General features: G+C 28.0%; 26 protein-coding genes and 3 tRNA genes. 6 read left to right on the top strand and 23 right to left on the bottom strand.

The window, feature by feature from the left end; all coding sequences use genetic code 11:
* Nucleotides 1-74 precede the first annotated feature (74 nt).
* The 8 genes from dxs to gap all read right to left on the bottom strand — a co-directional run bounded on the left by dxs (nt 75) and on the right by gap (nt 9,127).
* Nucleotides 75-1,883, bottom strand: coding sequence for a 1-deoxy-D-xylulose-5-phosphate synthase (gene dxs, locus ACNSOS_RS05700; RefSeq protein WP_418186267.1), 1,809 nt, complete (start codon nt 1,881-1,883; stop codon nt 75-77).
* 9 nt (nt 1,884-1,892) lie between these two features.
* Nucleotides 1,893-2,999, bottom strand: a complete 1,107-nt coding sequence (gene hisC / locus ACNSOS_RS05695; RefSeq protein ID WP_418186266.1) for a histidinol-phosphate transaminase — start codon at nt 2,997-2,999, stop codon at nt 1,893-1,895.
* 14 nt (nt 3,000-3,013) lie between these two features.
* Nucleotides 3,014-4,093 carry a chorismate mutase gene (pheA, locus tag ACNSOS_RS05690; protein ID WP_113910015.1) on the bottom strand — a complete coding sequence of 360 codons (1,080 nt, stop codon included), beginning with the start codon at nt 4,091-4,093 and terminating at the stop codon, nt 3,014-3,016.
* Nucleotides 4,094-4,102: 9 nt separating this feature from the next.
* Complete coding sequence (gene lysA / locus ACNSOS_RS05685) at nt 4,103-5,311, bottom strand: diaminopimelate decarboxylase (RefSeq protein WP_418186265.1); 1,209 nt, start codon at nt 5,309-5,311, stop codon at nt 4,103-4,105.
* Nucleotides 5,312-5,378: 67 nt separating this feature from the next.
* Nucleotides 5,379-6,206, bottom strand: a complete 828-nt coding sequence (gene fabI, locus ACNSOS_RS05680; protein ID WP_418186264.1) for an enoyl-ACP reductase FabI — start codon at nt 6,204-6,206, stop codon at nt 5,379-5,381.
* 1 nt (nt 6,207) lies between these two features.
* Nucleotides 6,208-6,918, bottom strand: coding sequence for a triose-phosphate isomerase (locus tag ACNSOS_RS05675; RefSeq protein ID WP_418186263.1), 711 nt, complete (start codon nt 6,916-6,918; stop codon nt 6,208-6,210).
* Nucleotides 6,918-8,120: a phosphoglycerate kinase gene (locus ACNSOS_RS05670; protein ID WP_418186262.1), complete on the bottom strand. Its 1,203-nt coding sequence runs from the start codon at nt 8,118-8,120 to the stop codon at nt 6,918-6,920. The genes ACNSOS_RS05675 and ACNSOS_RS05670 overlap by 1 nt, the downstream gene beginning before the upstream one ends.
* 8 nt (nt 8,121-8,128) lie before the next feature.
* Complete coding sequence (gene gap / locus ACNSOS_RS05665) at nt 8,129-9,127, bottom strand: type I glyceraldehyde-3-phosphate dehydrogenase (RefSeq protein WP_418186261.1); 999 nt, start codon at nt 9,125-9,127, stop codon at nt 8,129-8,131.
* A 91-nt stretch (nt 9,128-9,218) separates the two neighbouring features.
* Here gap and nadD point away from each other — a divergent pair, with 91 nt between their 5' ends.
* The gene (nadD, locus tag ACNSOS_RS05660; RefSeq protein ID WP_418186260.1) at nt 9,219-9,767 is read left to right on the top strand and encodes a nicotinate (nicotinamide) nucleotide adenylyltransferase; all 549 of its coding nucleotides are present in this window, start codon (nt 9,219-9,221) and stop codon (nt 9,765-9,767) included.
* A complete protein-coding gene (gene rsfS, locus ACNSOS_RS05655; protein ID WP_113895190.1) occupies nt 9,760-10,086 on the top strand; it encodes a ribosome silencing factor in 327 nt (108 codons plus the stop codon). Before nadD ends, rsfS begins: the two co-directional genes overlap by 8 nt.
* A gap of 66 nt (nt 10,087-10,152) precedes the next feature.
* On the opposite strand, the gene argS is transcribed toward rsfS, so the two are convergent.
* The 9 genes from argS to ACNSOS_RS05610 are packed head-to-tail and all read right to left on the bottom strand — an operon-like array spanning nt 10,153 to nt 17,436.
* Nucleotides 10,153-11,742: an arginine--tRNA ligase gene (gene argS, locus ACNSOS_RS05650; RefSeq protein WP_418186259.1), complete on the bottom strand. Its 1,590-nt coding sequence runs from the start codon at nt 11,740-11,742 to the stop codon at nt 10,153-10,155.
* Between the two features lie 10 nt (nt 11,743-11,752).
* Nucleotides 11,753-11,995, bottom strand: coding sequence for a twin-arginine translocase TatA/TatE family subunit (locus tag ACNSOS_RS05645; protein ID WP_113895192.1), 243 nt, complete (start codon nt 11,993-11,995; stop codon nt 11,753-11,755).
* Between the two features lie 59 nt (nt 11,996-12,054).
* Nucleotides 12,055-12,462, bottom strand: a complete 408-nt coding sequence (gene crcB / locus ACNSOS_RS05640; RefSeq protein ID WP_418186258.1) for a fluoride efflux transporter CrcB — start codon at nt 12,460-12,462, stop codon at nt 12,055-12,057.
* Nucleotides 12,431-13,117, bottom strand: a complete 687-nt coding sequence (locus ACNSOS_RS05635) for a lysophospholipid acyltransferase family protein (protein ID WP_418186257.1) — start codon at nt 13,115-13,117, stop codon at nt 12,431-12,433. Before ACNSOS_RS05635 ends, crcB begins: the two co-directional genes overlap by 32 nt.
* Complete coding sequence (locus tag ACNSOS_RS05630) at nt 13,104-14,171, bottom strand: hypothetical protein (RefSeq protein ID WP_418186256.1); 1,068 nt, start codon at nt 14,169-14,171, stop codon at nt 13,104-13,106. The genes ACNSOS_RS05635 and ACNSOS_RS05630 overlap by 14 nt, the downstream gene beginning before the upstream one ends.
* Nucleotides 14,172-14,195: 24 nt before the next feature.
* Nucleotides 14,196-14,867, bottom strand: a complete 672-nt coding sequence (gene purQ, locus ACNSOS_RS05625) for a phosphoribosylformylglycinamidine synthase subunit PurQ (protein ID WP_418186255.1) — start codon at nt 14,865-14,867, stop codon at nt 14,196-14,198.
* A gap of 2 nt (nt 14,868-14,869) precedes the next feature.
* On the bottom strand, nt 14,870-15,115 hold the full coding sequence (purS, locus tag ACNSOS_RS05620) for a phosphoribosylformylglycinamidine synthase subunit PurS (protein WP_113910028.1): 246 nt from the start codon (nt 15,113-15,115) through the stop codon (nt 14,870-14,872).
* 45 nt (nt 15,116-15,160) lie between these two features.
* Nucleotides 15,161-16,114 carry a phosphoribosylaminoimidazolesuccinocarboxamide synthase gene (locus ACNSOS_RS05615; protein ID WP_418186254.1) on the bottom strand — a complete coding sequence of 318 codons (954 nt, stop codon included), beginning with the start codon at nt 16,112-16,114 and terminating at the stop codon, nt 15,161-15,163.
* Between the two features lie 8 nt (nt 16,115-16,122).
* A complete protein-coding gene (locus ACNSOS_RS05610) occupies nt 16,123-17,436 on the bottom strand; it encodes a S41 family peptidase (protein ID WP_418186253.1) in 1,314 nt (437 codons plus the stop codon).
* A 113-nt stretch (nt 17,437-17,549) separates the two neighbouring features.
* Between ACNSOS_RS05610 and ACNSOS_RS05605 the strand changes: the two genes are divergently transcribed.
* Nucleotides 17,550-18,128, top strand: a complete 579-nt coding sequence (locus tag ACNSOS_RS05605) for a hypothetical protein (RefSeq protein ID WP_418186252.1) — start codon at nt 17,550-17,552, stop codon at nt 18,126-18,128.
* A gap of 9 nt (nt 18,129-18,137) precedes the next feature.
* On the top strand, nt 18,138-19,121 hold the full coding sequence (locus ACNSOS_RS05600; RefSeq protein ID WP_113910031.1) for a hypothetical protein: 984 nt from the start codon (nt 18,138-18,140) through the stop codon (nt 19,119-19,121).
* Nucleotides 19,122-19,150: 29 nt separating this feature from the next.
* On the opposite strand, the gene ACNSOS_RS05595 is transcribed toward ACNSOS_RS05600, so the two are convergent.
* The 6 genes from ACNSOS_RS05595 to ACNSOS_RS05570 all read right to left on the bottom strand — a co-directional run bounded on the left by ACNSOS_RS05595 (nt 19,151) and on the right by ACNSOS_RS05570 (nt 21,381).
* Nucleotides 19,151-20,149 carry a tRNA pseudouridine(13) synthase TruD gene (locus ACNSOS_RS05595; protein ID WP_418186251.1) on the bottom strand — a complete coding sequence of 333 codons (999 nt, stop codon included), beginning with the start codon at nt 20,147-20,149 and terminating at the stop codon, nt 19,151-19,153.
* Nucleotides 20,146-20,517 (bottom strand): RNA polymerase-binding protein DksA, encoded by a 372-nt coding sequence (dksA, locus tag ACNSOS_RS05590; RefSeq protein WP_113895202.1) that lies wholly within the window; start codon nt 20,515-20,517, stop codon nt 20,146-20,148. Before dksA ends, ACNSOS_RS05595 begins: the two co-directional genes overlap by 4 nt.
* Before the next feature lie 123 nt (nt 20,518-20,640).
* Nucleotides 20,641-20,961, bottom strand: coding sequence for a YtxH domain-containing protein (locus ACNSOS_RS05585; protein WP_113895203.1), 321 nt, complete (start codon nt 20,959-20,961; stop codon nt 20,641-20,643).
* Between the two features lie 112 nt (nt 20,962-21,073).
* Nucleotides 21,074-21,149 (bottom strand) — tRNA-Cys (locus tag ACNSOS_RS05580).
* Between the two features lie 48 nt (nt 21,150-21,197).
* A tRNA-Ser gene (locus ACNSOS_RS05575) sits at nt 21,198-21,283 on the bottom strand.
* A gap of 11 nt (nt 21,284-21,294) precedes the next feature.
* Nucleotides 21,295-21,381 (bottom strand) — tRNA-Leu (locus ACNSOS_RS05570).
* 180 nt (nt 21,382-21,561) lie between these two features.
* Here ACNSOS_RS05570 and ilvD point away from each other — a divergent pair.
* Both ilvD and ACNSOS_RS05560 read left to right on the top strand, forming a co-directional pair.
* Nucleotides 21,562-23,253, top strand: coding sequence for a dihydroxy-acid dehydratase (ilvD, locus tag ACNSOS_RS05565; RefSeq protein WP_418186250.1), 1,692 nt, complete (start codon nt 21,562-21,564; stop codon nt 23,251-23,253).
* A 132-nt stretch (nt 23,254-23,385) separates the two neighbouring features.
* Complete coding sequence (locus tag ACNSOS_RS05560; protein WP_418186249.1) at nt 23,386-24,807, top strand: Do family serine endopeptidase; 1,422 nt, start codon at nt 23,386-23,388, stop codon at nt 24,805-24,807.
* Nucleotide 24,808: the final 1 nt, after the last annotated feature.

Below are 24,808 nucleotides of genomic sequence, written 5' to 3'. Positions count from 1 at the left end.
AAATGAAAGTTAAAATTATATATTTTTTGGAATAAAATTATAAATTTAACTTATAATACAAGATACTTTTTGTCCTATTTAATCACTTGTTTTACTAATTGTGATGGTAAAAGCCCCAAAGACTCTTCAACTTTATTTGTATCACCATGCTCTATAAAACTATCTTCATATTCAAAAGATTTAATACTAATATTTTTAATATTCTCTTGATTCAATATTTCTAAAATAGCACTAGCAACTCCAGCTTGTTTTTGAGAATCACTAAAAATATACCAACTATTGTATTTTGTAGATAAATTAATCAAAGTATCAATATCTAAAGGTTTTACAAATCTTAAATCTAAGATTGCTATATCTTCATTGTGTAGTTTTTCTACATCTATAGCTTTTGAAACTCCATTTCCATAAGCTACAAAAAGTTTATTTGAAGTACCAGATTTTAAAAGTTCCGCTTTACCTAATTCAAAAGGTGAAGCTTGATATTCTAACTCTTTAAAAGAACCTCTTGGATACCTAATAGCACATGGTTTATCTAAAGTATATGCAAAATCAAGAGCTAATTCTAAAGTTTCATTATCTCTTGGAGCAAATAAAATCATATTTGGTATAAATCTTAGGAAATTTATATCAAAAGCTCCTTGATGAGTTTCGCCATCATTTCCTACAATTCCAGCTCTATCCATAGTAAAAACTACTGGTAGAGCCATAATACAGACATCGTGAATTATTTGGTCAAATCCTCTTTGTAAAAAAGTAGAATAAATAGTAACAAATGGTTTAAAGCCTTCTTTTGCCATAGCTGCCATTGAAGTAACGGCGTGCTGTTCAGCTATTGCAACATCCCAAAATCTATTTGGGAATTCGGATATTAGTTTATCCATTCCTGTTCCACTTGGCATTGCAGCAGTTATTCCAACAACATTTTCGTGTTTTTTTGCAAGGTTTAGTAAAGCATCTGAAAAAACAGCAGTGGCACTTTTTTGTGAAGATTTTTTGATGAATTCACCATCTTCTACATTAAAAGGTCCTACTCCATGCCAATGTTCGTGATGCCCTTCAGCTATTTTGTATCCTTTACCTTTTATTGTTCTTGCGTGAACGATAACTGGTTTACCCATATCTTTAGCAATTTGTAAAGTTTCTATAATCTCTTCTATATCATGCCCATCTATTGGACCTATATAATCTATTCCCATTTCTTCAAATAATATTCCAGGAGTTATAAGCTTTAAAGAACCTTCAACTCTTTTAGCTAAATATGTTGTACCTTCTGGCATATTGTTTTTTATAAATTTATCAACTTTTGATTTAAAACCTTGATAAAATTTTCCAGCTAAAAGTTTTGAAAGATATTTTGATATTGCACCGATTGGTTTTGCTATACTCATTTCATTGTCATTTAGTATTATTACAACAGGAAGTTTTAAATCTCCAAGTTCATTTAATGCTTCATATACCATTCCAGCACTCATAGAACCATCTCCTATCATAACAACTGGAACTTTTTTTTCACCTTTTAGCTTAATAGCCTTTGCTGCTCCAACAGCTAGAGAAATAGAAGTAGAACTATGTCCAGCAACAAAATAGTCAGCTTTATGCTCATTTGGTTTTGTAAAACCACAAAGTCCACCAAACTGTCGAATTGTCTCAAATTCTTCCCAACGATCAGTGATAAGTTTATGTGGATAACACTGATGAGAAACATCAAAAATAAAAGGCTCACTATTTGAGTCAAAAATATAATGCATACCAATAGTTAATTCAACTGCACCAAGAGTTGATGAAAAATGTCCACCTTTTCGTGATACAACATCAATGATTCTATCTCTAATATCTTGGGATATTTGTTCTAATTCTTTTAGTGATTTACCTTTTATTTCCATAATTAAACTCTATTTTAACTCTTCTAAAACTTTATCTAATAGTTTGAATAGTTTAGTATTTTGTTCATTTGTTCCTATTGTAACTCTTATTGCATTCAAACCATAACCTGTTAAATCTCTTACAATCATTCCAAGTTCTAGTAGTTTTTGAGCAACAACTTTAGATATAAATTTATCACCAAGTTTTATAGTAATAAAGTTTGTATATGAAGGAATATATTCAAAGTTTTTGCTTGTTATATACTCTTCATATCTTTTCATCTCAATAAAGTTTTTTTCTATACAATCATTTACAAATTTTTCATCTTTTAAAGCTTCAATAGCTGCTGCCAAACTTAAAGTTGTGATATTAAAAGGTGCTCTAATTTTGTAAAAAGTTGATATGATATTCTCTTTTGCTAATCCATAACCAACTCTCATTCCACCAAGTGCATAAGCCTTTGAAAAAGTTCCTAAATATACACAATTTGGAAAAGTATTTATCAAATCTTTTGGACAAATTCTTTTTTTCTCATCTTTGAAAGCAGCATATTCTTGGTATGCTCCATCAACTACAACTAGAGTATCTTGATCTATTGTTTTTAAAAATTCATAAACTTCATCTTTATTTAAACACTCTCCTAAAGGATTGTTTGGGATACATAAAAAGATTACATCGGCTCCATTTTCTTTATACAATTTGCTAAATTCTTCTAAATTATGTTGGCTACTTTGAGTTTTTAAGATATTTGCTCCAACATGCTTTGCATAAATTTCATACATAGCAAATGTTGTTTTTGCCATAATAACATTTGAGTTTGATTTACATTTTGCATGGATACAAAACTCTAAAATTTGGTCACTTCCAGACCCTATGATGATATTTGAACTATCTAAATTATACTTTTTTGCCAAAGCATCTTTTAATTCAAACATAGAATCATCTGGATATAAATACATATTTTTAGCTAATTCTTCAATTTTAGCAACGACTTTTGGACTTGTACCATAAGGATTCTCATTTGAAGCTAGCTTTACTACCTCTTTTGGGTCTATTCCATACTCTCTTACAACTAATTCTATTGGTTTTCCAGCTTCATATGTTGAAACATTGTCTAATAATTTATTAAATTGCATTTTTATTTTTCCTTTTAAATATCACTTATTTCTTTTACATAAGATCCTAAAACTTTAATGCTACTTTTATGTTTTTCAAGAACTTTTTTAACATTATCATCATCTTTATGTCCATCAAAATCTATAAAAAATATAGAATTTCCTTCTACAATATGTGATTTTATTTTTGTTAAGTTTATTCCAGAATTATTAAAATCATTCAAAAATCTTACTAAAACTCCTTGTTCGTCAGGAAGATTTACTAAAATTGATGTTTTGTCATTTCCACTTTGTGCATTTTCAAAATCACTTAGTATAAAAAATCTTGTTTTGTTATTGTCTTTATCTTCAATATTTTCAAATAAAATAGGAAGATTATAAAGTTTTGCAGCAACATGAGCACAAATAGCAGCACTATTTGGTTCATTTGCAGCCAATTTTGCTGCTTTTGTTGTTGATTCAACTGGTATTAAATCTACTTCATCAAGCCCAAAATTTGTTAAAAATCTTCTACATTGGTCAAAAGCTATATCTTTTGAATAAATCTTTTTTATATCAGATATCTTATCACAAGTTGTTGCTAGTGTATGATGGATATTTAGTAAAACTTCAGCAACAATTTTTGAATCATAGTTTGTAAAACCATTAATTGTATCATTTACTATTCCATTTGAAGAGTTTTCTATTGGAACTACGCCAAATTTTATTTTTTTAGATGCTAATTCTTTAAAGATCCCTTTTATAGAACTTATTGAAATATATGAACTCATAGCTCCAAATCTACTCTCTGCAGCTTGGTGAGTAAAGCTTCCTTGAGGTCCAAGATAACCTATGTTTTCAGGTAATTCAATATTTCTTGATATTGCAAAAATTTCTAAAAACAATGCTTCTATTGCACTTCTATTTAAAAGTCCAGATTGTGCTTGATTTATTTTATCTAGTCTATCAATAATAGCTTTTTCTCTATCAGGACGATATATTGCTCCACCACTTTTTGCTTTTAAAGAGCCAACTTTATGAACTAGATTCATCCTTTCATTTAATAACTCAAGAAGTTTATTATCTATATTGTCAAGTTGGTTTCTAAGTTCCAATAATCCATCTTCATTTGTCATAAATTGCCTTTATTTTATGAACTCTTCTTCTAAAGCTATTAAATCTTCAAAAGTTTCTCTTTTTCTAATTAATCTATCTTGACCATTAAGAACAGCTATCTCTGCTACTCTTCCTCTTGTATTGTAGTTACTTGCCATTGTAAATCCATAAGCTCCAGCACTATAAATAGCTACTAAATCGTTATGATTTGTTTGTGGTAGTTGAATATTTTTTGCAAAGAAATCTCCACTTTCACAAACTGGTCCAACAAGATTACAATCACTAAGTTCTTTATTATCATTTAGAACTTCAATTTTATGATAAGCATTGTATAAAGCAGGTCTTATCAAGTCATTCATAGCTCCATCAACAATAACAAATCTTTTATTTCCATTTACTTTTTCGTATAAAACTTTTGTTACAAAAACTCCAGAATTTCCTACTATGAATCTACCTGGTTCGCAAACAACTGTTACATCAAGTCCAAACATAGCATCTAAAATAGATTGAGAATATTCGTAAGTGTCAATTAGTTTTTCATTATCATAGATAATTCCCAATCCTCCACCAACATCCATAAATGATAAATCAATTTTTATAGCTTTTAGATTTTTTACCAATTCAGCCACTATTTTTACTGCATCTTTTATTGGTTGCAGTTGAGTTAATTGTGAACCAATATGACAATGAATTCCAGTTGGTTCTAAAAATTCGCTATTTTTACACTGAATATACATTCTTTTTGCTGTATCTATATCAACTCCAAATTTATTTTCATGAAGTCCAGTTGAAATATAAGGGTGAGTTTTTGGGTCTATATTTGGATTTACTCTTATTGAAATTCTTGCAATTTTTCCTAAACTTTTTGCTATATCTTCAACTCTGTTTAACTCTGCTGCACTTTCAACATTTATCATTAAAATATCAAGTTCTAATGCTTGTGTTATCTCATCATCACTTTTCCCAACACCAGAAAAAATAATTTTATATGAAGGAATACCAACCTTTAAAGCTCTTTTTACTTCGCCAATACTTACACAATCTGCTCCAGCTCCAAGGTCTGCTAAGTGTTTTATTACACTTAAATTTGAATTAGCTTTTACTGCATAAGCGATTAATGATTTTCTAGCTCTAAATGAACTTTTTAATTCTTCATACTGTTTTGTAATATGATCAAAATCATATACATAGTATGGTGTTTGATATTTTTCTGCCAATGTCTTAAAATCTATATTCATCTTTATTCCTTTATAAAATTATTAAAATTTAAATCTTTTAAAAACTATATTTTTTAAAAGATTTAATCTATTTGTCTGTACCATTCCAAGCTATTCTTGGTTTCCCACCTTCTTCAAACTCAACTGCAGGCATTCCCATAATATTAAATCCACTATCAACATAATGTATTTCACCTGTAACTGCACTACTTAAATCACTTAATAAGTACATTCCAGAGTTTCCAACTTCATCAATAGAAACATTTTTCTTTAAAGGTGAATGTGCTTCATTCCATTTAAGCATAAATCTAAAATCACCAATACCTGCAGCCGCAAGAGTTCTAATAGGTCCTGCACTAATAGCATTTACTCTTATTCCATCTTTTCCTAAATCTTCAGCTAAATATTTTGTAGTCATTTCTAAAGCTGCCTTTGCAACTCCCATAAGATTATAGTTTGGAATATATTTTGCTCCACCATAATATGTTAAAGTTAAAATTGAAGAGTTGTTTGATAAAAGTGGTTTTAACTCTCTTGTAACTTCTATTAAAGAGAATACTGATATGTCCATTGCTATATCAAATGCTTCTTTTGTAATATTATGAAATCTTCCACTAAGTCCTTCTTTTGGTGCAAAAGCAATAGAGTGAACAATGAAATCTATCTCTCCTAAATCTTTTTCTAAAGCAATTTTTAAATCTTTTATTTCTTGTGGATTTGAAACATCGCAAGGATAAACTAAAGCTTCGCTTACAAATTCAGCTGCGATTGGTTCAACTCTTTTTTTCAAAGAGTCGTTTAAGTATGTAAAAGCTATTTTAGCTCCTTGAGCAGCACATGCTTTTGCTATACCATAAGCAATAGATTTATCATTTGCAACACCTAAAATTACACCTTTTTTACCCTTCATTAACATCTTATAAATCCTTTGTATTTTCTATTATTTGTATAAAATCTTCAATAACCCATGAAGCAGTACCTATCAATGCTCCATCAACATTTTCAATTTCGCAAATCTCTTTTACATTTTCTACTTTAACACTTCCACCATATAAAAGAGGTTTGTTTATCTTCTTTTTTATTGCTGTATGAACATTTTTGATATCATCATTTGTAGCAGTAACTCCTGTTCCAATAGCCCAAACTGGTTCGTAAGCAAGGATTAAATTTTCATAATTTGTGTCAATTCCATCAAATTGTTCATAAATATACTCTAAAGTTTTTTCTAAACCTTGTTTTTTTACCTCTAAAGGTTCACCAATACAGTAAATTATCTTATAACCTAAACTTTTATAAAACTCATATTTTTTAGCTATTTGGCTTTGTGTTTCACTTAAAATATGTCTTCTTTCACTATGTCCTATTAAAATAGTTTTAATCTCAAATTCATTTAATTGAAAAGTTCCTATTTCTCCTGTAAATGAACCACTCGAAGTGGCATAAGCATTTTGAACACCAATTTGTAGATTTGAAATGGTATTAAATTTATCTAGTGAAGTTGAAGTAGGAAATACAAATACTTCATTTTTTATATTGTTTTGTAAAAGATAGTTATTTAATTTTTCAATAAATAAAGCAGTTGATTTTCTAGTATGGTTTGTTTTAAAATTACTAGCAATTATTGGCATTAGTTATCTTCCTCGATAACTAATGCTTTAACTCCTGGTAGAATTTTCCCTTCAATTAACTCTAAAGAAGCTCCACCACCAGTAGAGATAAAAGTCATATCATCTTCATCTCCAGTAATTCTTACTAAATCAGCAGTATCTCCTCCACCTACAACTGTAGTTGCATATGAACTTGCTACTGCATGAGATATTTTTGTACTACCTTTTGCAAATTTCTCCATTTCATAAACACCCATTGGTCCATTCCATAAAATAGTATTTGCATCTGCTAATGCTTCATTAAATAAAAGTGCTGTTGCAGGACCAATATCTAACCCCATCCAAGATTTTGGCATCTCTTGAATAGTTACAATTTTTGCTATTGCTTCAGCATCAAAGGCTTCAGCTGCAACTATATCAACTGGTAAATATAGTTTTGTGTCCTCTTTTTTTGCTAAATCCATAATTTTTAGAGCTTCAGGAATTAAATCTTCTTCAACCAAAGATTTTCCAATCTCATATCCTAAGGCTTTTAAGAATGTAAATGCCATTCCTCCACCAATAATTATTTTATCAACTTTTGGAACAAGATTATATAATGCTTCAAGTTTTCCAGAAACTTTTGAACCACCAACGATAGATACAAATGGTCTTTTTGGATTTTCAACAATATGATGAAAAAACTTAATCTCTTTTGCTAGTAAAAAACCAGCTGCTTTACTATTCATATCAAAATACTTTGCAATTCCTTCAACAGAAGAGTGAGCTCTATGAGAAACTCCAAAAGCATCATTTATATAAATTTCAGCCATAGAAGCCAATTTTTTTGAAAGTTCTTCATCATTTTTTGTTTCACCAGCTTCAAATCTCATATTTTCTAACAGTAATATTTCACCTGTTTTTAACTCTTTTGCCATTTTTAAAGTTTCATCACAAACCACATTTGGAGATAATTTAATCTCTTGTTTTAGTAAAATATGAAGTCTTTTTGCTATTGGAGCAAGAGAATATTTTTCTTCAAATCCACCTTTTGGTCTTCCAAAATGTGAAGCTAAAATAACTGAACAATCATTGTCAATGCAGTATCTAATTGTATTTAAAGCACTTCTTATTCTTCTATCATCTGTGATATTGTTGTCTTCATCAACAGGAACATTAAAATCACATCTTATAAATACTTTTTTACCACTAATATCTATATTTTTAATCTCTTGTAGTTTCATCTTTTCCCTTATTTATTTGCTACATAAACAGCTAAATCCACAAGTCTAGCTGAATATCCCCACTCATTGTCATACCAACTCATAACTTTTATCATATTTCCACCAATTACTTGAGTTAAATCAGACGCAATAATTGTTGAATTAGTATTTCCAATAATATCACTAGATACTAACATATCATTATCAACACTTACCACTCCAGCTAATTCTTTTGATTTTTGAGTAAATAAAGCATTTATTTCTTCTTTTGTTGTATCTTTTTTTACTAAGAAGTTTACATCAACCATTGAGACATTTGGAGTTGGAACTCTTACACTTTGACCGTGAAGTTTTCCTTCAAGCTGAGGCATAATAAGCTTCATAGCCTTAGCTGCTCCTGTACTTGTAGGAATCATATTTTGTGCACCTGCTCTTGCTCTTCTTTTGTCTGATTTATGTTTTACATCTAAGATATTTTGATCGTTTGTATATGAGTGAATAGTTGTCATCAAACCTTTTTCTATTCCAAAAGCGTCATCAATAATTTTAGCTATTGGACCTAAGCAGTTTGTTGTACAAGAAGCATTTGATACTATTTTCTCTCCATCATAAGTTGATTCATTTACACCTATTACATAAGTTTTTGTATCATCTTTAGCAGGAGCACTCATAACAACTTTTTTAGCCCCATTATCTATATGCACTTGGCATTTTTCTTTTGTTAAATAAGCTCCAGTACACTCTAAAACAACTTCTGCACCGCACTCTTTTGTAAAAGTTAATTCACTTGCATCTCTTGTTGAATAAAGCTTTGCATTGATTTTTCCCATTCTTAGGTAACCATTTTCAATTTTTACATCACCATCAAAAGTTCCGTGAACTGTATCATATTTTGTAATATATTCTAGCATATCAGGTGTTGCTGTGTCGTTTATAGCAACTAATTCAATATCATTTCTGTTAGCTATGATTCTAGCTACACATCTTCCTATTCTTCCAAAACCATTTATTGCAACTTTAATAGCCATTTTTACCCTTTGTTAAAAATCTAAACGATAGATATTTTATCCAAAAATTGCTATAATATTATTTAATTACAAATTAGAAGGTTTTAAATAATTGAAAATTGCAATTTTTGGTGGTAGTTTTGACCCAGTACATATAGCACATGAAACTATCGTTGAGGTTGCTTTAAAAAATTTAGATATTGATAAATTAATAGTTGTTCCAACGTATTTAAATCCATTTAAAAATAGTTTTTATTTAGAACCTAAATTTAGATTTGAACTATTAAAGAAAGTTTTTTCACCATATCCAAATGTAGAAATTTGTGATTATGAAATAAAAAATGATAAAGTAAGTTATACGTATAAAACTGTTAGCTACATAAAATCTTTGTATAAGCCTTCTAAAGTATATTTTATAATTGGTGAAGATAATGTAAGAAATCTTCATAGATGGTATAAAATAGAAGAGTTAAAAAGAGAAGTTGAGTTTGTTGTTGCAACAAGAGTTGGATTTAATCAAAATATTGAAGATTTTAAAATCTTAGATATAAATATTGATATTAGTTCAACAAATTTAAGAGAGCAAATTGATTTAAATTTTGTTCCAAAAGCAATACAAAAAGATATATTAAATTTACAAAAAGGTAGAAAAATTGAGTAGTAGAGTAGAAAATATTAAAAATATTTTAGATGATAAAAAAGCAGTAGATATAGATGTTTTTGATTTAACTGACAAAGAATATTTGGTTGATTATGTTGTTATTGCAACAACGCTAAATCCAAGACATGGTGCTGCACTTTTAGACAATCTCAAAATAGAACTAAAACCAAAAGGTGAAGAGTTTTTAAGAGTTGATGAAGATGAAAATTGGACTGTTATAGATTTAGGTGATATTTTTATACATCTAATGAGTGAAAAATATAGAGAAAAATATAACATAGAAGATTTTTTGAAAGATTTTCAAAGACCTAAAAACTAAAAGCTTTGGAAATTAGACTTTAGCAAATCATAATTTATGATTATACTAAAGTTTTGTTTCCTAAGATTACATAATCTCTTTTGCTTTTATTCCAAGTAGTTCTAATCCTACATTTAGGCTTAGTTTTGCCATACTTAAAACTTTTAAGTATGCTTTTTCATCATCACTTCCTATGATTTTGTGTTCATTGTAAAATTTATGTACACTTGAAGCTAAGTTGTATAAATATTCAGTGATTTTTTGCATATCTCTTTTATTAAAACTTTCAACTAAAACTGATTTTAAAAGTAGGGCTTCATATACTAAATTTAAAGCGTCATTGTTTAAGTTTTCAAAATTTATATTTTTTATATCATCACTTGAGATACCAGATTTTACAAAAACTTGATTTATTCTAGCATGTGCATAGTTTATATAAAAAATTGGATTTGAAGAGTCTTGATTTTTTAACATATCAATATCAAACTCTAAGTGAGTATCACTTTTTTTAGTTAAAAATACAAATCTTAAAGCGTCACTACCAATTTCTTCAAGTACATCTGACATAAGAATCACATTTCCTGCTCTTTTACTCATTTTATAAGGTTCACCACTTTTTAAAAGTTGTACCATTTGAGATAAAATAACTTCTAGTTTTGAAGAGTCATTTCCTAAAAATTCAATAGCAGCTTTTACTCTTGTTATATATCCGTGGTGATCAGCACCCCAAATATTGATATATTTATCAAAATTTCTATCAAATTTATTTTTATGGTAGATTATATCTCCTGCAAGATATGTAGGAATTCCATTTTCTCTTACAACAACTCTATCACTATCATCACCATATTTTGTTGATTGAAGATATACTTTTTTATCTTTTGCATAAAGTGAGCCATTTTTTTCTAAAACATTTTTTGTACTATTCCAAGAACTATATAAAGATTTTTCAGATACAAAATTTTCAAATTCAACACCTAAATCTTTTAAATCTTTAACAATGATTTGCATTACAATATCTTTAGCAAATAGGGCTAATTCTTTAAATCTATTTTCATCATAGATGATATCTTTTCCAAATTTTTCAATAATTTGTTGTGCAATATCAATTAAATATTCTCCGCGATAGTAGCTTTCAGGGTATTCTACAACTTCATTAAATATAAAATCTCTTGCAGCTAAACTTACTGAAATTCCAAGTAAGTCCATCTGTGCACCAGCATCATTTATATAATACTCTGTTGTTATATCATATCCTAAATATTTTCCAACTCTAGCTAAACTATCACCAAAAATAGCTCCTCTTGCATGTCCTATATGTAAAGGTCCTGTTGGATTTGCTGAAACATATTCAAGTAAGATTTTTTCATTTTTTTTATCTTCTTTAGCAAAAGAATTACCATTTTTTAGTGCAGTATCAACTAAAGATTGTAAAAACTTTCTCGATAAAGTAAAGTTAATAAATCCTTTAATAGATTCAATTTTTTCAAATAAATCTTTGTTTTCAAGTTTTACAACTAATTCATCAGCAATTTGCATAGGAGATTTTTTTAACTCTTTTGCTAAACCAAATGCAACAGGAGTTGCATAGTGTCCCAAAGAAATATCTTTTGGTTTTTCTAAAACAATATTTGTTTGTAAAATATTTTCTATATACTCTTTAACTAAATTTTGCAATGTTTTACTCTTATGCTTCTTTTTTTGGTTCTGTTGTAGATTGAGTTGAAGTTGTTTTTGCTTCAGCCTTTTTTTCTACTTCTTCTACTTTTGTAGCTGTAGCAACTTCTTCTTCATCTTCTTTTACAGCTTTTTTAAAGTTTTTTATTCCACTACCTAAACCTTTAGCTAGTTCTGGTATTTTTTTACCACCAAATAAAATTAATACGATTAAAACAATTACCAATAATTGCATTCCACTTGGCATACCCATAAATTATCCTTTTTTTTGATATAACAAATATTATAACTTGATATTGCTTAAAATTTTTTCTATTTGAAGATAATTTGTGCTAATTTAACACCTATTAAAACAGCAAAAACTGAACCAAATAAGTTACTTAAAATATTTAATATTGTAAGGCTAAATGAAGTCTGATATAGTAAATAATTATCTAAAGCAAATGTAGAAAATGTAGTTAATCCACCTAAAAAGCCAGTTATTAAAAGAAATCTTATATTATCTGAAATAATATAAGATTGAAAGTATATATACAAAAAACCAATCATTAATGAACCAATTAAATTCACAACTAGAATTCCTAAAGGAAAATCAACTGGATAGTATTTTTGCTGAAAAAAAACTGTAAAATATCTTAAAATTGAACCTAAAGCTCCACCAACTCCAACAGCAAGAATTACTTGGTAATTAGGAAACATAGTTTTTATACTCTTTTTCAAATACCTCTTTCATATGTTTTTGAGTATCTTCATACCAAGAAGTATCTTTACATGCTTGAACTGGTTCTAGGTATACAACTTTTACAACTCCAGGAGAAGCTTCCATTTTTTGTGAATTTATAATATTTCTTGTATTAAACATCACAACTGGTTGAACTTTTAAATTGTATTTATTTCCAACCATTTTAGCTCCAGCTTTAAATTCTCCAATAAAAGTTCCATCACTTCTTGTACCTTCTGGAAACATAGCAATAGGACGACCTTTATCCAATCTATCTTTTACTTCACTTAAAAGATTAATAAGCCCAGCTTTATTCTCTCTATCTACACTTATCATTTTTGGAGCTTTTATAATATGTCCGAAAAAGAAAAGGTCTGTAATCTCTTTTTTTGCAACCCACGCAATATGCCTACTATGAATATGTTCCATTACAATAATATCTAACATCGATTGATGATTGATGATTATTAAATCACAACTTTCATCTAATTTTCCTTCTTGTTCTAGTTTTATTCCTAAGAAATACATTTGAACACTCATCCATATTTTTATAACTTTATGAGCATGATTTCTAAATAGATACATAAAAAATACAACAATAGCAACACTTATTGAAAATTGAATAAATACTATCAAGCCTCTAATTTTTCTCAAAACTTTCCTCCTTTATCCAACCAATAAAGCCATTTTCAGTACATAAAACTTTTATAAAATGCTCTTTTTTTTCTAAAATTTCTACTTTCATATCATTTTCTGCTTTAAAAAAAACAGTTGAATTTTTTGTAGGCAAAATATATACTAAAGAATCTTGTTTTATTATTCCTTCTTGATGAGGTAAATTATAAATAACAGCAACAATCAATGAAATAAGTGTTAAAACTAATAAAACTTTCCATCTTTTCCATATAAATAAAATTAAAAATAAAACAAAAACAACAATTGCTGCTATTTTTTTATATTTCTCAAAAGTTGAATCATTTGGATTTAAATCAGTTTGTGTACTTACTAATTCATTTTGTAGAATAAGAGGTATTTTTATCTCTTTAAAACTATTTGAATTTGAGTTAAAATATGTAAAAACAAGGTTCTTTTGATAAATAGGAGTTACAAAATAATAAACAAGATTTTCAATATTTTCCCACTCTTTTAAACTCGAAACTCCTTGTTCTTCGATTTCTTTTAGAGAAAAATCAGACAAGTTTGAATTTATTGCATCAATATCTATTATTGTAAGAGCGTCATTATTATTGTATTGTCTTGTCTTGTATGCTTTCACAATAACATTTTCAGCAATTATATTTGCATATCTTTCATCACTTTTACCAATATTTGCAAATTTAATATTTGGAATTTCAAGTGTACTAGTATCTATAATATTATTTGCATTTACTAGGCTTATATCAAATGTAGGCAATGAAAATTTAGACGATTTTACTTTAAAATAGTAGCTATTTGTATATGTATCATTTGAAATTGCTTTCCACTTTGAATCAGGATTTAAAATCTCAATATTTGAAGAATTAGAAAAACTTGTTTTCAAGTCAGTAAAATTATTTGTAGTAACTAATGCTTCGATTTTAATTTCAAATTTTTGATTTTTGTGAATATTTGTTGGGACTTTAGTAGATGATAGATATAGATTTTTTGCCCCAAATAAATTTATTGCAAATATAGAAAGAAAAGTTAAAATTAAAAATATCTTTTTCATAAGTAATTAAAATAGAGATTCTCCCTATTTTAAAAAACCTTTCAACATATTTACACCATCTGTTGAACCTAAAATATCTTCTATCGCTCGTTCTGGATGAGGCATAAGTCCAAAAACATTTCTCTCTTTATTACAAATTCCAGCAATATTTGAGACTGAACCATTCATATTTGATAAATTTCCATTTGAATCACAATATTTTAATAGTATTTGATTGTTTTTTTCTAAATCTTTTAGCCCATTTTCATCTATAAAATAATTTCCATCATGATGAGCAACAGGTATATTTACAACATCATTTACATTTAATAGCTGTAAAAATGTATTGTCATTGTTTACTACTTTTAAATTATGATGTTTAGAAATAAAGTGTAAAGTATCGTTTCTTTTCATAGCTCCTGGTAATAATCCAGCTTCTAACAATATTTGAAAACCATTACAAATACCTAAAACTTTTCCACCATTTTGTGCAAATTTTTTTACATCATCCATAATATTTGCAAATCTAGCAATAGCACCACTTCTTAAATAATCTCCATAAGAAAATCCACCTGGAACTACAACTAAATCAGTATTTTCTGGAAGTTTTGTTTCTTTATGCCAAATTACATTAACTTCACAACCTAATTTTTCAAAAGCATATTTTGCATCAAATTCACAGTTTGTCCCTGGAAATTGTAGAACTGCTACTTTCATAATTAACCTACTATTTCTATTGTGTAATCTTCAATCACAGTATTTGCTAAAAGTTTTTCACACATTTTTGTAACTTCGATTTTTGCACTATTTTCGTCAGTTGAATTTAGTTCAATTATTATTTGTTTTCCAACTCTAACATCAGAGATTAAATCTTTAAATCCAAGTGTTCCTAAAGCATGATTTATTGCTTTCCCTTGATCATCTAAAACACCTTTTTTTAAACCTACATTCACTATTGCTTTCATTTTATTATTACCTTTAACTTGTTTTTTTGGATTATATCCAATTTTTTATTTGCTTAATCTTTCTAAAATTGTGCTATAACCACTCAAAATTTTATCTTTTATCTCTTTTGGAACATTAACTTCAAGTTTTTCACCAGTTTTTAAAGATTTAGCTTGTTCTTTCCAATTACTCTCTTTTCCAAAATCTCTTAAAATTTGTTTATCCATAGAAGTAAAATTTTCTTCTTCAAAATCTTCTCTTGCTATAAATCTTGAACTTTCTGGAGTTAAAACTTCATCTCCTAAAACCCATTCACCATCACTATTTACAAAAATCTCAAATTTTGTATCAACTACAACAATACCTCTTTCATAAGCAAAAGTAGTAAAATCTTTAAATAGTTTTTCTAAGCTAGAGATTATTTCAGGAAAAGTGTCTTTTACTTTTTGTGAATTTAAAGGAATATCTTTAACTCCTTTTGTAGTGGGTGTAAATAGTGGAGTTTCAAATTGATGCCATTGTTTTAAATTTGAAGGAAGATTTAATCCATAAGGATCTATACCATTTTGACATGCATCGAATAAAGAGCCAGTTAGATAATTCCTAAAAATTAATTCAAACTGAACAACCTCATTATCAATGTTTGCTTCCAATGGTTTACAAAGTTCCATCAATTGACATCTTGGATAAACTTTTAAAGCTTTATCAACAGTTTGTGATAATATAGCAGTTCTTATCCCAGATTTTTTAGCAAAATCTGCTCCAAAATTTGAAATTGAAGTTTGGATTATACCTTTTCCTTCTATTTCTAAATTTAAAGGAATATCAAAAACAGAAGTTCTATCACTTCTTACAAGTAGAGTTTTTGCCTCATCACCTGGGCAACTATATAAATCAGCATTCTTACCTATATAAAATAGATTGTAACCAATACTTTCTAGCTCATCTATCCCTTTTTTATTTGTAGTTTTTTTTGATTCTGGCCAAAGACCAAGTTTTTTAATCTCTTCTATTTTCATAAAACTTCCTATTTATTCATTATAATTAAACTTTTTAATATCGCTAGTGATGTATTTAATTGATTATCTTCAAGTAAATCTTCTTTTGATATTGTTGTTTTACTTTCATCTTTTATAGCTTTTTCTTCTTTTTTTAGTGCTTCATCTTTTTTATCAACAACTTTTTCTAGTTCACCTTCAAGATGCTTTTTCAAATCAGCCTCTTTTATTTTCAAAGAGTTATCATCATTTTGTACAACTTTTCCAGCACTTACTATAATATCAGGAGTTACTCCTAACGCTTGAATAGTTCTTCCACTTGGTAAGTAATACTTTGCAATAGTTAATTTTATATTTTCTGTTCTTTCGTTATCTATTGGTAATACTGCTTGAACTGAACCTTTACCAAAAGTTTTTTCTCCAATAACAACTGCTCTTTTGTGATCTTGTAAAGAACCACTAACAATTTCTGAAGCTGAAGCTGAACCTTCATTTACTAGAACAACCAAAGGTAAATCTGTTTTCGTACCAAATTTTGTAGCTTCAAATTTCTCTTCATCTGAAGCATCTCTTCCTTTTTGTGAAACAATCACACCACTTTTTACAAACATATCAACAACACCGATAGCTTGATTTAATAATCCACCAGGATTATTTCTTAAATCCAAAATAATTCCTTTTGCATTTTTATTTTCTTTTATAGCTTTTTCTAGTTCTGTTGAAACTTTTGTATCAAAACTTGAGATTCTAAGGTATAAAACATCTTCATCTTCTATTTTTTTAGCAAAAACAGATTGAACTTTGATGATATCCCTTTGAAGTTTAAACTCTAATGGTTTTAATTCACCTTTCCTTACAACAGTTATCTCTATGTCTGTTTTTGGTTCACCTCTCATCATATTTACTGCTTCGTCTAAAGTCATTCCAATAGTAGAAGTTTCATTTATTTTTAAAATAATATCAAGAGATTTAATACCTGCTTTATATGCTGGAGTATCATCTATTGGAGATATAACAGTTAAAGCTCCATCTCTCATACCTACAGTTATTCCAAGTCCACCAAACTCTCCTTGAGTTTGAATACTCATCTCTTTACTTGCTTTTTTATCTAAATAGCTAGAGTGTGCATCAAGCTCTTGCATCAATCCTTTTAATGTTTTATCAACAATTTCTTGTAATTTTATATCATCAACATAATATTTTTCAACAGTACCTATTACCTTTGTTAATTTTGATAAAGATTCAAATCTTGTTTGTTCATTTTCTTTTGGTTTTGTATCTTTTGCAAATATATTTTGAGATAGTACAAATGCAATAGTAGAAGCTATTAATAGTTTATTCATCTTATAATAATCCTTAAAATTTATAGGTCATAATTATACAAAAAAGATTATAAAAGTAATATTTTATTAAAAATTTTGTAATATATCAACTACTTTTCAAAAAGGTTAGAGATATGAGTATAAAAGATGATGTAAATTACATCAAAAATGAATTAAGCAATGAAGAAAAGTTTTTAGAGAGCTTTGTAAAAACTGAGAGATTTTTTAAAAAATACAGAAATATTATTTTTGTTTTAGTTTTAGTGCTTGTTATTGGAACTATTGGGTATTTTATAAAAAATGGTGTTGATAAATCTAATTTATATGATGCAAATGTTGCTTTAAATAAATATTTAGAGACTAATGATAAACAAGCTCTAGAAATTTTAAAAGATAAAAATAAAAATCTATATGAAATTGCTCTATATTTAGATGCTAAAAAAGAACAAAAAAACAGTGATATATCATTAAAATATCTTAAAGATATACTTGATTATCAAGTTGCAGTTATAAATTCTAATTCAAATGAATTAGATGTATTAGCAAAAAAAAGTGATTTTTTATTAAAAGATTATGCAATTTTTAATAGAGCCTTGATTTTAGTAAATGATCAAAAATATATAGAAGCAAAAGAGCTATTAGAACAAATATCTAAAGATTCAAGAGCATCTGAGTTAGCAAATCTTTTAAAACACTATTTAGTTACAAAATAAGGAATAAAAATGAAGTCTATTATATTTGCCATTTTTGCAGTTGCTCTTTTTACAGCTTGTTCTGGTAAAAAATATTATGAGCCAGAAGAAACTAGTAATAATATTGAGTTGAATAAAAAATCAATGTCATCTTCTATAAAATCTATGAACAGAGTTGGTGCTACACTAAATGATAATGAAATCATTACAAAACAAGGAGTTTCTCAAATTAAACTTCCAGAAGGTTTTGAATTTATAAATTTCACTGAAAGTGGTGAAGTAATTGCTACAAACTATATAGATAAAATTTTAATTGGTGAAAATGAAAGAGTGGTTAGTGATGTTGTTGTTGCTGCTTCAAAGCAAGGTGATAAATTAGCATTATTATATTCTAATAATTCAGTTGAATTAATAGATGAAAGTTCTTCTAAAACTTTATTTAAAGAATATTCAACAATATCATTAGCAAATGATACAAGAATTGCAAATCCAGTTTTTATGGGTAGTTTAGTTTTATTTCCAACTTTAAATGGAAAAGTAATAATTGTATCTTTAGTTACAAATGAAGCAGTAAGAAATGTAGCTGTCGATCCAGATAACGAATTTAATAATGTTATAAATTTAGAAGTAGAAAAAGATAGTGAAACCTTGATTATTGCTAGTCCAAATAAGTTGATTTCTGTTTCAGCAAGAGAGATTTCAAGTAAAGATTATGAGTTAAGAGATGTTATTGTAAAAAATGGGTATGTGTATGTAGCAACAGTTGATGGACACATTATAAAACTTAATACAAAATTGGAAGAACTTGCAAAAAGAAAATATAAATATGCAAAATTTCATGCTTTAGCATATAGTGATTCTTTATATGCAGTTGAATCTCAAGGCTTTTTAATAAATATATCTGATGATTTTATGAGTGATACTGTATATGAATTTAGCTTTGATAATGAAAAAAGACTTATCGCAATAGATAATAAAATATATTTTGACTCAGATTATATAACTTTACCTTAGTAATTAATAGAGAGATTAAAATCTTTCTATTAAGATAAATTTCTATTAGCTAAAAATTCTATCAAAACTGTAGCATAAGAGCCTTTTGGTAAAACAAAATCTAGGCTACAAATTTTTGTTTCTTTATTGTATTTGCAAGTAATATCTTTTGGAAAAACAATAGCTTCTCTTCTATATCCTTTTTCATATATTTCGCTGTCATCATATTTTTGTTCTATTTTAAGAGCTTTATCTCTTGCTTTAAATACATCTCTTCCAGGTAAAAGACCAGTTGGAGTTATGTTTTGTTGTTTAAAATCGCTTAGAATTTTCTCATTTATTGTTTTTGAAGTAAAGTATTTTTGATTTTTTATTTCAAAAAATATATCACCATCTAATAATTTAAAGCCATTTTTATCGAGTTTCAATCTTTCAACTAACCAAGCATTAAAAAATGAACTTTGATAAGCTAAGATTAACATTTTTGTAAGTTTTTTATCTTTTATTTTTGATTCACCAAATAATAACTCTTTTGCTTTTAAAAGATTTTCTTTTATCTCTTTTCCAAATCTTTGATAGCCAAAATAGTTTGGCATACCATCTCTTGATATAAGTTTTAAAATTTTTTCTATATGAAATAGTTCTTGTAACTCAACTTCATGTAGATTTATTTTAAATCTATTTGCTTCTAAATCACCAATATTTAGTCTTTTATTGTGTAAATAAGTATTTAAGATTTCTATTTTTTTTGATTTAAAATTACTAATTTCTTTTGAGTATTTTTTTGGGATAGTTATATATTGAGTTGTTGTTGCTCGTTTATCTTTTAATCCAGCATAACCTATTTCATTTGAATAGATACCCAAAAATTTAGATAATCTATCAATTAATTCCCAAGTATCACAATTTCTTTTTTTAACTTTTAGAACCAAAAAATTCCCATGATTTGAGAATTTTATAGGTTCTTCTTCTACTATAAAATCTTCTTCGTTCTGTAAAAATCTAAAATTTAGAGTTTTATCATTTAGTGGATAAACTCTTTTTATCAATATGCTACTCTTTTTAGTTGTTCTTGTTCATAAACAGTTCTACATTCTGTACAAAATTTTGCAAATGGTTTTGCTTTTAGTCTTCCAATGGGAATATTTATTCCACACATATCACAAATTCCATATGTCCCTGCATTTATTTTTTTTAATGCTTCTTCTATTTGATTTAATTCGTCTAATTGATGATTCGCAATCATTCCTTCAGTAAAAGAATCACTTACAAAATCAGCATAATCAAGTTCATCATTCAAGTCCTGATCTTTTAGTTGGTCTATATTTTCCCTGCTATTTCTAACATTGTTTAAAATAGTCTCTTTTCTATTTAAAAGAGTAATTTTTAATTCATCTATTTGAGTTTTATTTGCCATATTCTCTCCTTATGTAAATTGGAGATTATATCTATTTTTAACAATTAATTAACTTAAAAGTTTATTTAGAATACTTTGTAAGAAATGTAAAATCCGTAATTTTACGGATTTACATTTTGAAGATTATTTTTTTTCGTGGTTTAAGTGGTTATTTACTGCTTCTTTAGCATCTTCAATAGTATCTTTTACTTCTTCTTTAGTTTCATTTATACTATCTTTTGCTTCATCAATTTTTTCTGAAGCTTTATCTTGTAGTTCTTCAGCAGTTTCTTTGATTGAATCTTTTGTTTCTTCAGTAGCTGTTTTAACTTCGTCTTTTACAGCATCAACAGTTTTTGTAACTTCAGTTTTTGGAGCCTCTGTTTGAGTTTCAGGTTTTTTATCTTCATTACACCCAGTAAATAGTGCTAATGCTACAGTTGTTGCTAATAATACTTTTTTCATTCTAAATCCTTTTTTTAATAAATTTCGGAATATTACCAAAATTACTGTGAAATAATTGTGTATTAAAGAGATTTATTTGAATTTTTTTTGAAATATATAAGAAATTGAGAAGTGGAGGAGCTAGTCGGACTCGAACCAACGCATGTCGGATTTGCAATCCGAGGCATTACCAACTTTGCTATAGCTCCATAAAAAAACAAATATATTATGATTTGTGTTGATAGATTTAAAAACAACAGAGAGTGAGGGATTCGAACCCTCGGAGGCTTGCACCTCGCCGGTTTTCAAAACCGGTACATTCGACCAACTCTGTCAACTCTCTATAAATAAAAATGGTGCGAATGGTGAGAATCGAACTCACACTCCGAAACCGGAACGGGATTTTAAGTCCCGCGCGTCTACCTATTCCGCCACACTCGCACAAAATTTTAGAACTCAATTTTAAGCTTCTACTTAAAATGGACTGGAATTATAATAGGTTTTTTTTTATTTGTCAAGGGTTTTTTGAAAAAATTTTATAATTTGTAAAAAAATATCATTTTTAATGAAATTTGAAAAGGAATATTTGTATAATCAAGGCATATTTTTATAAGGATAAATATGAGAAGTGATGAGATAAAAAAGGGGTTTGATAGAACTCCACATAGATCGTTATTAAGAGCAACAGGATTAAAAGATGAAGATTTTAATAAACCATTCATTGGTGTTGCTAATTCATTTATAGAGTTAATACCTGGACATTTTTTCTTAGATAAAGTATCAGCTATTATAAAAGATGAAATTAGAAAAAATGGTTGTGTTCCTTTTGAATTTAATACTATTGGGGTTGATGATGGTATTGCGATGGGACATGACGGAATGCTTTTTTCTCTTCCATCAAGAGAATTAATTGCAAATTCTATAGAAACAGTTATGAATGCACATAAACTTGATGCTATGATAGCTATTCCAAATTGCGATAAAATAGTTCCTGGTATGATAATGGGAGCTTTAAGAGTAAATGTTCCAACAGTTTTTGTAAGTGGAGGAGCGATGCAAAAAGGCTATACAAAAGATGGAACACCTATTGATTTAGCAACTGCTTTTGAAGCTGTAGGAAAGTTTGAAACAGGAGATATAACTGAAGAAGAGTTAAAAGATATTGAGTGCAATGCCTGTCCAAGTGGTGGTTCATGTTCTGGAATGTTTACTGCAAATTCTATGAATACTCTCATGGAAGCTATGGGAATAGCATTGCCTGGAAATGGAACAATTTTAGCATTAACTAAAGAAAGAGAAGAACTATATAGAAAAGCAGCAAAAAGAATTTGTGAAATTGCACTTGATAAATCTTCAATAGAAAAATTTAAACTACGAAATATTTTAAATGAAAAAGCTGTAAGAAATGCTTTTGCAGTTGATATGGCTATGGGTGGAAGTTCAAATACAGTTTTACATATGTTAGCAATTGCAAAAGAAGCCGGAGTAAATTTTGAATTAAAAGATATAAATGCTATTTCAAAAAGAGTTTCTCATATTGCAAAAATTTCTCCATCTTTAACAACTGTACATATGGAAGATATAAATAAAGCTGGTGGTGTAAGTGCTGTTATGAAAGAGATGACAAAAAGAGGTGATGACATATTGTTAGACAATCTTACGGTTACTGGAGATACTCTTCTTGAAAGAATAAAAGATGCTACTATAAAAGATACAAATATTATTCATACTATTGATAATCCATATTCTGAAGTTGGTGGTTTAGCAATTTTATATGGAAATTTAGCACTGCAGGGAGCAGTTATAAAAACTGCTGGTATTACTGGTGCTAGAGCATTAACAGGAAAAGCTGTTTGTTTTAATGGACAAGCTGAAGCTATAAAAGGTATAGTTGGTGGAAAAGTAAAAGCTGGAGATGTTGTTGTAATAAGATATGAAGGACCAAAAGGTGGTCCAGGTATGCAAGAGATGCTTGCTCCTACTTCACTTATTATGGGAATGGGACTTGGGGATAAGGTTGCACTTATAACTGATGGAAGATTTAGTGGAGCTACAAGAGGAGCTAGTATTGGACACGTAAGTCCAGAAGCTGCTGAAGGTGGAATGATAGGATTACTTAAAGATGGAGATGAAATACATATAGATGTTGATAAATATATTTTGTCTGTAAATTTAAGTGATGATGAAATAGAGAATAGAAAAGCAAATTTTAAACCTATTAAAAAACCTATTACATCATCTTGGCTTGGTCAATATAGAAGCCTTGTAACAAATGCAAGTAGTGGAGCTGTATTAAAAACAGATTTATATTAAAATTAAAAGCCTTGATTAAGAAAGGCTTTTAATTTAAGCAAATATTAACTTTGTATTAACCTTATATTGGAAAATAGTTTACATAAAATAGATATTGTTTTGGAATAAAAAACTCATAAAAAAGGACTAAAAGTGAATAAAAAACTTTTATTGATTTTTGTATTAAGTGCAAATTTAATATTTGCTAAGAGTATTGATTTTGAAGAAATGGATAAAAATCCAGAGAGAGTTGTTCCAAATTCTACAAATCAAGTGTTGTCTTTTAACAATAGTCTTAAATCTTCAATAAATTCGATTGTAAATATTTCTGCAAAAAGAAATGTAAATACAAATATGAATAATCTTCCTTTGCAGATGTTCGATGATCCATTTTTCAAAAGATTTTTTGGAGAGGACCTTACAAATCAGTTTAAACAAAGTAGAGTTCAAAGATCATTAGGCTCAGGAGTGATTGTTACAAAAGATGGATATATAGTTACAAATAATCATGTTATTGAAAATGCAGAAGAGATAACTGTGACTATTGGTGATGATCCAACAGAGTATAGTGCGAAATTAATAGGAAAGGATAGCGATAGTGATATTGCTGTTATTAAAATAGATTCTAGTAAAGCACTTACACCAATAAAACTTGGAGATTCAAATGCTCTTTTGATTGGTGATGTAACTTTTGCAATAGGGAATCCTTTTGGGGTTGGAAATACTGTGACTATGGGTATAGTTTCTGCACTAAATAAAAATAAAGTTGGTATAAATAAATACGAAAACTATATTCAAACTGATGCTTCCATAAATCCTGGAAATTCAGGAGGAGCATTGGTAGATAGTCGTGGAGCATTAATAGGAATAAATACTGCAATATTGTCAAGAAGTGGAGGAAATGATGGTATTGGATTTGCAATTCCAGTTGAAATGGTAAAAGATGTTGTAGGGAAACTTGTAAGTGATGGAAAAGTTGTAAGAGGTTATTTAGGTGTTGTAATAGCTGATTTAGATAAAGATTCAAAACAAGTTTATAAAAGAAAAGATGGGGCAATAGTATTAGATATTTCAACTGATACACCAGCTTTTAAATATGGTTTAAAAAGAGGGGATTTAATCTATAAAATCAATGGAAAAGATATAAAAGATAGAACTGCTTTAATGAATGCTATTGCTTCATTTAAACCAAATGATAAGATAAAAGTAGAATTAGAAAGAGATAAAAAAGATATTACTTTAGAGATAGTTTTAGGTGATAGAAGTTCTATTCTAGGAGCAGAAGCAGAGAATCAAACAATTTTAGGTGGATTAAAAGTAAGTTCTATTAATAATGAAGTTATAACGCAATATAGACTACCATTAGATGCAACAGGAATTTTAATAACTTCTGTTGAACCAAAATCAAAAGCTGAAAAATCTGGATTCCAACCAGGCGATGTTATCATTCAAATAGAAGATACTGAAATAAAAAGTTTTTCAAATATTGAAACAGCTTTAAAAAAGTATAATAATGAACATAAAAGAATATATGTAAATAGATATGGACAAACTATAATGTTTGTAATTCAATAAA

It is taken from the genome of Aliarcobacter vitoriensis (assembly GCF_048320235.1).
Lineage (GTDB): Bacteria > Campylobacterota > Campylobacteria > Campylobacterales > Arcobacteraceae > Aliarcobacter > Aliarcobacter vitoriensis.
The sequence above is the reverse complement of the archived record's forward strand: the minus strand, read 5'-3'. Positions and strand labels throughout refer to the sequence as shown.

Coding starts and splice junctions, on each gene's coding strand:
- pheA (WP_113910015.1), bottom strand. CDS start 4,093: ATGACAAATGAAGATGGATTATTGGAACTTAGAAACCAACTTGACAAT.
- ACNSOS_RS05610 (WP_418186253.1), bottom strand. CDS start 17,436: ATGAATAAACTATTAATAGCTTCTACTATTGCATTTGTACTATCTCAA.
- ACNSOS_RS05615 (WP_418186254.1), bottom strand. CDS start 16,114: ATGAAAATAGAAGAGATTAAAAAACTTGGTCTTTGGCCAGAATCAAAA.
- ilvD (WP_418186250.1), top strand. CDS start 21,562: ATGAGAAGTGATGAGATAAAAAAGGGGTTTGATAGAACTCCACATAGA.
- ACNSOS_RS05585 (WP_113895203.1), bottom strand. CDS start 20,961: ATGAAAAAAGTATTATTAGCAACAACTGTAGCATTAGCACTATTTACT.
- ACNSOS_RS05675 (WP_418186263.1), bottom strand. CDS start 6,918: ATGCCAATAATTGCTAGTAATTTTAAAACAAACCATACTAGAAAATCA.
- purS (WP_113910028.1), bottom strand. CDS start 15,115: ATGAAAGCAATAGTGAATGTAGGTTTAAAAAAAGGTGTTTTAGATGAT.
- ACNSOS_RS05630 (WP_418186256.1), bottom strand. CDS start 14,171: ATGAAAAAGATATTTTTAATTTTAACTTTTCTTTCTATATTTGCAATA.
- gap (WP_418186261.1), bottom strand. CDS start 9,127: ATGGCTATTAAAGTTGCAATAAATGGTTTTGGAAGAATAGGAAGATGT.
- purQ (WP_418186255.1), bottom strand. CDS start 14,867: ATGAAAGTAGCAGTTCTACAATTTCCAGGGACAAACTGTGAATTTGAT.
- dksA (WP_113895202.1), bottom strand. CDS start 20,517: ATGGCAAATAAAACTCAAATAGATGAATTAAAAATTACTCTTTTAAAT.
- lysA (WP_418186265.1), bottom strand. CDS start 5,311: ATGAATATAGATTTTAAGACATTGGCAGAAAAATATCAAACACCATAC.
- ACNSOS_RS05600 (WP_113910031.1), top strand. CDS start 18,138: ATGAAGTCTATTATATTTGCCATTTTTGCAGTTGCTCTTTTTACAGCT.
- hisC (WP_418186266.1), bottom strand. CDS start 2,999: ATGCAATTTAATAAATTATTAGACAATGTTTCAACATATGAAGCTGGA.
- dxs (WP_418186267.1), bottom strand. CDS start 1,883: ATGGAAATAAAAGGTAAATCACTAAAAGAATTAGAACAAATATCCCAA.
- ACNSOS_RS05645 (WP_113895192.1), bottom strand. CDS start 11,995: ATGGGTATGCCAAGTGGAATGCAATTATTGGTAATTGTTTTAATCGTA.
- fabI (WP_418186264.1), bottom strand. CDS start 6,206: ATGTTAATGAAGGGTAAAAAAGGTGTAATTTTAGGTGTTGCAAATGAT.
- ACNSOS_RS05605 (WP_418186252.1), top strand. CDS start 17,550: ATGAGTATAAAAGATGATGTAAATTACATCAAAAATGAATTAAGCAAT.
- ACNSOS_RS05670 (WP_418186262.1), bottom strand. CDS start 8,120: ATGAAACTACAAGAGATTAAAAATATAGATATTAGTGGTAAAAAAGTA.